The 8,463-nt window shown below is 58.5% G+C and carries 8 protein-coding genes and 1 pseudogene; 4 read left to right on the top strand and 5 right to left on the bottom strand.

What is annotated here, in order from left to right; all coding sequences use genetic code 11:
• Positions 1-240: 240 nt before the first annotated feature.
• Positions 241-417, bottom strand: a complete 177-nt coding sequence (locus J3P73_RS34285; protein ID WP_018486025.1) for a hypothetical protein — start codon at positions 415-417, stop codon at positions 241-243.
• A gap of 525 nt (positions 418-942) precedes the next feature.
• Positions 943-1,314 carry a nuclear transport factor 2 family protein gene (locus J3P73_RS34280; protein WP_018496357.1) on the bottom strand — a complete coding sequence of 124 codons (372 nt, stop codon included), beginning with the start codon at positions 1,312-1,314 and terminating at the stop codon, positions 943-945.
• 65 nt (positions 1,315-1,379) lie between these two features.
• Here J3P73_RS34280 and J3P73_RS34275 point away from each other — a divergent pair, with 65 nt between their 5' ends.
• A complete protein-coding gene (locus tag J3P73_RS34275) occupies positions 1,380-1,628 on the top strand; it encodes a hypothetical protein (RefSeq protein WP_018496356.1) in 249 nt (82 codons plus the stop codon).
• Between the two features lie 79 nt (positions 1,629-1,707).
• Here the strand turns inward: J3P73_RS34275 and J3P73_RS37850 are convergent.
• From J3P73_RS37850 to J3P73_RS34260, 3 genes and pseudogenes are all read right to left on the bottom strand, one after another.
• Positions 1,708-1,866, bottom strand: a pseudogene (locus J3P73_RS37850) (IS66 family transposase); the annotation flags it as partial.
• Positions 1,867-2,176: 310 nt separating this feature from the next.
• Positions 2,177-3,847, bottom strand: coding sequence for an IS66 family transposase (locus tag J3P73_RS34265; protein ID WP_011649147.1), 1,671 nt, complete (start codon positions 3,845-3,847; stop codon positions 2,177-2,179).
• Between the two features lie 210 nt (positions 3,848-4,057).
• Positions 4,058-5,143 carry an ROK family protein gene (locus J3P73_RS34260; protein ID WP_018070614.1) on the bottom strand — a complete coding sequence of 362 codons (1,086 nt, stop codon included), beginning with the start codon at positions 5,141-5,143 and terminating at the stop codon, positions 4,058-4,060.
• 124 nt (positions 5,144-5,267) lie between these two features.
• Here J3P73_RS34260 and otsB point away from each other — a divergent pair, with 124 nt between their 5' ends.
• The 3 genes from otsB (at position 5,268) to J3P73_RS34245 (ending at position 8,426) form a co-directional block, all read left to right on the top strand.
• Positions 5,268-6,047, top strand: a complete 780-nt coding sequence (gene otsB / locus J3P73_RS34255; protein ID WP_018486030.1) for a trehalose-phosphatase — start codon at positions 5,268-5,270, stop codon at positions 6,045-6,047.
• Positions 6,048-6,247: 200 nt separating this feature from the next.
• The gene (locus J3P73_RS34250) at positions 6,248-7,132 is read left to right on the top strand and encodes a helix-turn-helix domain-containing protein (RefSeq protein ID WP_018070616.1); all 885 of its coding nucleotides are present in this window, start codon (positions 6,248-6,250) and stop codon (positions 7,130-7,132) included.
• Between the two features lie 220 nt (positions 7,133-7,352).
• Positions 7,353-8,426 carry an ABC transporter substrate-binding protein gene (locus tag J3P73_RS34245; RefSeq protein ID WP_018070617.1) on the top strand — a complete coding sequence of 358 codons (1,074 nt, stop codon included), beginning with the start codon at positions 7,353-7,355 and terminating at the stop codon, positions 8,424-8,426.
• Positions 8,427-8,463: the final 37 nt, after the last annotated feature.

The raw sequence follows: 8,463 nt of genomic DNA, 5'->3' as shown, positions 1-8,463 counted from the left end.
TCACGCAAATCCTGATAAATCGGGTTATTTTGCGCAAATGATCGTGAGTCTGCCGATTCCGTCAAGCGAATTCTTGGTTATCCAGTGGTTAACAAACCGGATTCGACGAAAAAATCATGTGGAATTCCGGAATCTTAGCTCAATTGTCAGCTGACAATGGCGGTCGTGTCCGAATCCATAAAGCCAGCCCTAAAGTATCGAGGCACATTTTCGACGCGACTCAGCGTCGTTGCCGGCTGATCATTTATAAGCGGGCGAACGGTACAGGTTTTCGGTTTCCAGCCCACGGACGGGTTCATTGCCAGAAGCCTTGTCACTTCCATCCTGAGTTTCAGAATCGCGGCGCGACGGGGCGAGGCCGAGCATTTGTTCGAGACGACCAGCATTGAGCGGAGCGCTTATTCCCTTGAAGTTCATGATCCATCTTTCGTCTGCGCATGGATTGCGTAAAGCGCAGAGATAAGCGCAATTTTAACCCGCCGAGAACAGGCCAGCGGTGTTATCACCATCTTTTCCGACGCGAAGCAGGAAGTGGAGGGGAGGGGAGGGGAGGGCCTCTATCTTCCAAGCGCCGCCCCAAAATGCGGCAGCGACGCTAGACGTCCCGGATCACTTCTGTGCGCAGAGATCAAAGAGGGGCCCGCAGAGACGAGCCCACCAGAATTCCGAAATGCCGGCTGCGGGCCTTACTACAGGCGAAGCTGCTGCCGCTATCGGGGGAGGGGACCTCTAACCCGAACTTTCTCGTCGATCTAAGTCGCCTGAATGTTGGGGCAGAGGCATTGGAGGGGTAGCGTTTCGTTTGCCCGCAGGTCCGATTTGGCCAGGCCATGACATCAGTCCAACCACATGCCGGCAGCTGAGGGCTAGCAGGGTTATCGACATCCTCGGGCGTCATGACCGTAACCGGCGCTTTGGTCACACCTCGGAGGTTTTGGCTATTCAGGTTATGATGGTACCCTGGTGGAAGACAATTTGCCACGCGTCGTCGTTTTTCCGCCAGAGTGTCGTTCTGCGAGTTCGGCGATCCGGCTGCTGCAAAATGTAGTTGAGTTGGTAGAGGCCTTCAGCAAGCTGGCGGATCGAGAATTCGGAGCATGACCAGCCTTCAGGTTCCGGCTTTTTGTAAAACTCCAAAAGGTTCTCTATGACGAATTCGCGGTCGTAGGCTTTACCGCTTGCGCCAATCTCCCAAAAATCATCGGCCGTCATTTTGAGAAGGTCTCCGCGGCTGGTGCCAAGCTCTCGATGATGGAAAAGCGGTTCGCGAGCCCTGAGTTCGCCAAGGATTGCATGGAGATCAGGGGTCAGCATATACCCTCCTTCAAACGTATATCGACGGCCCATTTCTCTACAGCATCGAGGCCTGGTAGAAGATCGTGAACGAGAATGGTGCGGCAGATGCCAAACCTCAATTTGAAGACCTTTTTTTCTATCTGCTTGTGGGCATCTTCGCAATTATGGTAGCCCTGATGGCTCCCTATATGCTCCGCTATAAGTCTATCCACGAATTCCCAAAGCGTGTTCGCGTTCGGCTGGCACTGACAGCTTCTCCGCTCGGTCACGGTTTTCTTATCATCGCGATGGAGGCTAGCGAACTCCACTTGAAGGGGCCACAATTTCCGTAAGGTATCGGATGATCGCTTAGAGCGCCCGCGATCATTGGCGTGACTTGCCATGTCACACCCGATAATTCCGCGGCAGGAGTTAGTTGATCTGGCTCTGCCTATGACCATCGACGATAGGGGCGAGCGTGTTGGTCAGGTAGGCCTGCGGATCGACGGCATTGGGCTTGTACATCTCGACGAACGAGGCGATGGTTGCACAGTTCTCCGCTCCCGCGTCATGCCCGGCGAAGAGAGTGTTCTAGGCGAATCAGGTCTCGGCGGTTATGCTCAACAGCGCTGGTTGGATTTTGCATTGGTGTCGCAGACCTTGCTACTGGTGCGATAACCCGGATCCCGCCTGTCTTCCGCAACCAGCAACTCTTTCCTAGCGGAACCTATTGGCGAGTTCGCTTCCGTCTGCCGAATTTCTTCTTGTTTACCTGCGGTTTACCATAATCTTTCCCGGCGCCGGCCGAGCCTTCGGCGGGGTAAGTGGGGCAGATTCGATGGCGCTGCCGGTTTGGCAGGCAGAAGCGTCGAGCGCTGATGACCGTTGGTGGCTCCAGCGTTTAAGCCCGGGCAAGGATGGTGGCCGGGAGAGACGGGATGGGGTGATCTTCACTGCCGATCCCAAGCCGGTCACCGAGATAATGGTAGAAGGAAAGGCCGAGCTTTTGGCAGGTCTTCATCAGGCCGAGCATGACATCGCGCGCAACACGGCCATCCTGGCTCATTGTGCCACCGGAGATCTTCCGCTTCGTGACAAACGTCCGTAAGGCATTTTCGGAGGCATTGGTGTGGAGCGGGATGCCGGGATACTCGAGCACCTTTAGCAGCTCGTTCTTCCTGCGATGCAGTCGCTCGAGAAGCGTGTCGAGTGCTTCATAACCCGTACGTAGTGTGAAGATCCTATCGAACCGTCGTCGGAATGCGGGAGCGGACTGGGGGGAAGGGCACTGCTGGTAGGCTTTCAGCGCTTTATAGAAACGCCAGACGAGATCTCGGACCATCGTGACCAGCCGCTCCTCCTTTGCAGTGGTCGGCATCAGCTTTTGCAGAAGGCGCTCAGTATGGACCCAACACAGTGCATGATTGCCGACACGGAACTGTCCGGCATCGTCGGACACGATCACCGTATTTGCCATCAGGCCGTGATGGCGGATGGAGCCCCAAAGCCCTGCTTCGGCAAGGGTGCCGATCTCCTGGCGGTTGAGAATATCGACACCTTTGTCAGCCAGATGCGCCATGAACGGTACCTGGTTGCAGAAGTGTTGCGGCTCAAACGTCCGAAGCCCATGGACTACGGGCGGATTGCCGCGACGTTCTTTCAGATAATCGAATGCGGCGTCACCCAGCACATAATCCTGATAGCCGCCGCGCAGCAGGGACAGAAAGTTCAGGCGTGACTTCGATTTCGTGGTGCGAAAGACGGTAAAATCCGCACCGCCGATCTGTGTGGTGTAATAGTTATTATGGGAATGCCGCGCGCCGGTGTCGTCAACCGTCACATAAGGCGACGCCACGAGACCGGCATGCAGCAGTGCGGCATCCTCGGCGACGAAGCCCTCCAGCTGCCTGGTGAGAAGCCGCACTATCTGACGCTTGGAGATGGCGATCCCGACATCGTTCAGCAATGTCGTCAACCGCTGCGTCGTCACCTGTCCTTGTGCGTGCAGCATCAGGCAAAGCCGCCGGAGGTTGGCGCCATAGCCACCTATGATCCCGGCCGGCAAGGGAGCGAGAACCGTCTTTCCATCCGGTGTCACCCAGCATTCACGGCGGTAGTGCACGAGTTCCGCCTTGAGCACCAGGTCTCGGACGTAGACGCTTCTATATCCCTTGAAGCGCGAGCCGGACGGAGCATCGATGCGCAGGATCTCCTGCCGGCTGACCCGATCCACATCCAGCTTCGGACCCCGCGGCTTTTTCCTGCCGGCCACATGGTTTGCTGGAGAGGCCTCCGTTGCCCTCTCCATGCCGGAGGCGCGAAACGGCGGGCGCGGCGGCAGATTTTTCAGCCGGGCGATCTCGTCGCGCAACAGCTGGTTCTCGAGTTTCAGGCGGGTATTCTCCAGCCGAAGGGCGGCGTTTTCCTCCCGCAGCTGGATGTTGTCGGCCTCAAGCTTCGCAAGCCGGGCTTCTGCCTGCTGCGACCGTTCCAGAAGACCCGTCACCAATCCGCGCAACGCATTCAGTGAAAGCGTGTCGGCATGCTCGGGGGAGGGGAGCCGTTTCTTCATGGCAGAATCGAATCATGATTTGCCCCGGCTTGAGAATCCTCAGGCTAGCAATCACTTCTCAAAGCGCGCGGTTATGCACACTTCTATGACCGCTCACCAAAACGCCGCCATGGATTTTGCCCCACGTACTTCGGCGGCTTCGGCGGTGCGGCGGTGCGGCGGTCGATGCCGCGCCCCGTCAGCGGGCGCTGCATGGGTCAAAGGTCGAGCCTATCGCGCCTTCGTTCCCTCGCGATTGGTGAAACGAGCGTTGCCCAAACCCGTGCCTATGGTCAGCACGGCCCATCTCGACACGTCGTTCATAAAAGGGATCTGCGACAATCCCTGCACGACGGCGTCGTTGTGCATCATCACGAATGTGCTGTCCTCGCCGATCTCAGGAATGGCCTTCATCAGTGCGGCGGGAAGGTTGAAACTGTCGCTCTCCCAGTTTCCGCCCGGAAGGTTCTGTCCACCGCGTTCGATGGAGCCATCGGCTTTGATGATGCCGGGGCATGCGATCCCGATGATGGGCGCCGGCTTGAGATTGGCCTTTTCGGCCTTGCCAATCAGATCGCGCAACATTGCGGCCAACTTCTCGATGGTGGCCGTGCGGCTCGGCTCGTCGTCGGCATGACGCCAGATGGCTGAATCCCAGACGCTCGCATCGGCAAAATTCGGCACGTCGTCCTTTCCGAATTTAACGACGCCGGCGCGAACATTCGTGCCGCCGATATCGACTGCCAGGATCGCCTCATGGCCTTTGAACATCCAGCGCGGCATCAGATGGACCGAGCCGATCAGTCCGGCTTCATCGGGGTGGTGAACGATCGGCACGACTTCGACGTCGACGCCGGCCGCCTTGAGGATAACCATGGTCCTGGCGATCGCCAGCTCGCCAAAGCGGCTCTGCCGGAAGCCGCCGCCAACGACGATGCGTTCCGTCTTGACCCAGCGCTTATCCTTCAGGAACTTTCCGATCACGTCGGCAAAGTCCTGGGCGAAGTCCTCCACCGCCCCCATGACCAAAGCCGCCGCTTCCATATCGTCGCCTTTCAGAAAGGCATCGATCTTCTTCTTGGAAAGCTTCGCTGTCGCGGTCTTACCGATCGGGTCGTCTCCGACCTTGCGGATGCGTTTTCTCCAATCGTCGAGCTTCTGCTGGAAAGTCTTCTTGTTGGCGTTGTCGCCAACGAAACCATCCTTGTCACGCAGTTCGTTGTTGTAGTCGTCGATCGTCACCAATGGCAGGTTTAACGCGCCATGCGCCAACGGGGCATTGACCTCATCACGGGGCTCGGAACTGCTTTTGGCCATCAATGTACCTTCTACGGCGCGAGTGCTCGAACGGGCGGCGTGATACAACGCGGACTAGCCTCCGTATGTTCCGGAGTCTGAAAGGCCACCTTGTCCTCGTCGGCCGGCGACCTAGCTTCAATGATTGCAGAGTTTGGAGAATGCCGTGCAGGACGACGACGCTACTCAGGAAATGCTTTCACTGGTCTTGGAAGAGCCCGACCACTGGGCGATGTTTCTCGATATCGACGGGACGCTGCTCAATCTTGCGCCCACGCCGGATGCGATCGAGGTCCCAGAAGCGCTTCCGGGACAACTTCATCGCCTGTCGAACAAGCTCGGCGGCGCCTTGGCGCTGGTCACCGGCCGATCACTTTCTTATGCAGACGAGCTGTTCAAACCCTTTGAATTTCCGACGGCAGGCCTTCACGGCGCCGAAATCAGGAACGCCGCAGGAATGCAGACGGTCGAGGCGACAGCTGAGTTTCAGGCACTGAAGCATGCGCTGACCGCGGAAGCCGAGCACTATCCTGGCGTCTTGATCGAGGACAAGGGCGCGGCCGTTGCCGCCCATTACCGGCTGGCGCCCGAATATGAAAAGGTGCTCGAAGAGCGCATGCACCACTATGCCGAGCTCGCCGGGCCGAACTGGGCATTGCAGCTCGGCAAGATGGTATTCGAGCTGCGTCCGGCCCGGTCGAGCAAGGGCGATGCGCTGGAGCGGTTCTTCCAGTCCGACCCGTTCAAGAACCGCTGCCCGATTACCATCGGCGATGATCTGACTGACGAGTCGATGTTTGCGATCGCCAATGCGCGTGGTGGCGTTTCCGTGCGCGTCGGCGCGATCGGTGCTCCGAGCTGCGCCACGAGCCGGCTGTCCTCTTCTGCGCTGGTCAGAAACGTGATTGCCGCCTTGGCGGCCTGAGGCACGCCGTTGGGCGATGTGCATGCGGATTGCTGTCGTCTTTACGCCGGCTGCGCAGCGTCAATTGTCAAAAAAGTATCGGTTTTAGCCGGGAATCGTGGTGGCGGGCGTGACATGAGCCCATTACACTCCCCTTCAACAATAAAGCCAAAAAGGGAATTTGGCTGGCGGGCCTGGAACCGTCCTCGGAGGAGGAGACAATGGAACCTGACTTGGAAGTCATTCAGATCCGGCCCGGCGAATCTTTCGCAACGAAGGCGCATGGCTACCCCTACCATACGGTTCGTTGGCATTTTCACCCGGAATATGAACTTCATCTCGTGGTAGCGACGACAGGACGCTATTTCGTCGGCGACTTCATCGGCGAATTCGAACCGGGCAACCTTGTGCTTGCCGGGCCTAATCTTCCCCATAACTGGATCAGCGATGTCCCGAAAGGATCGAGCATTCCACTTCGATGCCAGCTCATCCAGTTCAGCGAGAATTTCATCAGCGGCACGATGAAGGTCCTGGCCGAACTCGGGTCCTTCGATCCGGTTCTTGAAGCCTCGCGGCGCGGCGTGCTCTTCGGCGCCGATACCAGCCGGCAGGTAGCTCCCCTGATGAACGAGGTGCAGCAGGCACACGGTGTGCGTCGTATCGAGCTCTTCATGATGATCGTCGGCCTGCTCAGCCGGGCGCAGGATTCCCAGCTTCTTGCGAGCCCGAGCTATCTGCCCGATCCATCGGGCTACATGTCGGCCGGCATCAACAAGGCGCTCGCCTATATCAGAGAGAACCTGACGAAATCCTTCGACGAAGCCGATCTCGCAGCGATCGCCGACCAGTCGACCGGCGCCTTTTCGCGCGCATTCCGCCGCCATACCGGCATGTCGCTGGTACAGTATGTGAAGCGCCTGCGCATCAATCTCGCCTGCCAGATCCTGATGAGCGATGACCACGCATCGATCACCGATATCTGCTTCGAGGTCGGCTTCAACAATCTGTCCAACTTCAACCGGCAGTTTCTCGCGGAAAAGGGCATGACGCCTTCGCGTTTCCGGCGGTTGTTGGGCGACAATATCAACGTGGCAAAGGCGGCCTAGAGGAGCCGAACGAGCACGGTCCAAGGGACGAGGGAGGACAAGGAGGAGGAACGAAAACTGACACTGACTTGAGCGTGGGCACGCGATGAGCGGCTCACGATTGGAGATGCTTGTCCTCAAAAACGTCAAACCACCGGGACAGGCGCGACCGTTCATTCAGCCGAACGGCCACAGCAGACAGTGTAATCACGAACCTACACAATTTTACCAATGGGAGGAGATGGAAATGATGAAATTCTCAACAAAAGCGGCAGGCGCCGCAGTATTTGTCCTGTCCTTGCTGGGTGGTACTTCCGCCTTTGCGCAAACCGCCGTTGCGGATGCGACAGTGGCATTCCTCATGCCCGACCAGGGCTCGACCCGCTACGAGGAGCACGATCACCCGGGCTTCGTCGCGGAAATGAAGAAGCTTTGCGCGTCGTGCAAGGTGCTCTATCAGAACGCCGATGCCGATATCGCAAAACAGCAGCAACAGTTCAATTCGGCCATCACGCAAGGCGCCAAGGTCATCGTGCTGGACCCGGTGGATTCGGCGGCGGCCGCATCGCTCGTCCAGCTCGCACAGAGCCAGGGTGTCAAGGTCATTGCCTATGACCGTCCGATCCCGAAGGGCAAGGCCGATTTCTACGTCTCCTTCGATAACAAGGCGATCGGTAAGGCAATTGCGGAATCGCTCGTCCAGCATCTGAAGGCTGAGAACGTGCCGACCGATGGCGGCGGCATCCTGCAGATCAACGGTTCGCCGACTGATGCGGCTGCCGGGCTGATCAAGGACGGTATTCACGAGGGTCTGGCGAGCGGTGGATACAAGACGCTTGCCGAATTCGACACGCCCAACTGGCAGCCCGCCAACGCCCAGCAATGGGCAGGCGGCCAGATCACCCGTTTCGGTAAACAGATCGTCGGCGTGGTCGCCGCCAATGACGGCACCGGTGGCGGCGCCATCGCAGCCTTCAAGGCAGCGGGTGTCGATCCGGTGCCGCCGGTGACCGGCAATGATGCGACGATCGCCGCGCTGCAGCTGATCATATCAGGGGATCAGTACAATACGATCTCGAAGCCCAGCGAAATCGTCGCGGCCGCCGCTGCCGACGTTGCCGTGAAGCTTCTGGCCGGAGAAACGCCGAAGGCCGAAATGACGCTCTACGACACGCCGGCGCAGCTTTTCGTCCCCGCCGTGGTCACTGCCGAAAACCTCAAGGCCGAGATCATCGACAAGAAGATCAACACCGCCGAGGAGCTGTGCACCGGCCGCTATGCCGACGGCTGCAAGAAGCTCGGCATCACGAAGTAATCGAGCCAAGGGAAAGCGCGGCCGGGCCACCGGTCGC

This window comes from Rhizobium ruizarguesonis, assembly GCF_017357285.1.
Lineage (GTDB): Bacteria > Pseudomonadota > Alphaproteobacteria > Rhizobiales > Rhizobiaceae > Rhizobium > Rhizobium ruizarguesonis.
This window is presented reverse-complemented; position numbering and strand designations above follow the sequence as displayed.

Coding starts and splice junctions, on each gene's coding strand:
- J3P73_RS34280 (WP_018496357.1), bottom strand. CDS start 1,314: ATGCTGACCCCTGATCTCCATGCAATCCTTGGCGAACTCAGGGCTCGC.
- J3P73_RS34260 (WP_018070614.1), bottom strand. CDS start 5,143: ATGGCCAAAAGCAGTTCCGAGCCCCGTGATGAGGTCAATGCCCCGTTG.
- J3P73_RS34285 (WP_018486025.1), bottom strand. CDS start 417: ATGAACTTCAAGGGAATAAGCGCTCCGCTCAATGCTGGTCGTCTCGAA.
- J3P73_RS34265 (WP_011649147.1), bottom strand. CDS start 3,847: ATGAAGAAACGGCTCCCCTCCCCCGAGCATGCCGACACGCTTTCACTG.
- J3P73_RS34245 (WP_018070617.1), top strand. CDS start 7,353: ATGGAAATGATGAAATTCTCAACAAAAGCGGCAGGCGCCGCAGTATTT.
- J3P73_RS34250 (WP_018070616.1), top strand. CDS start 6,248: ATGGAACCTGACTTGGAAGTCATTCAGATCCGGCCCGGCGAATCTTTC.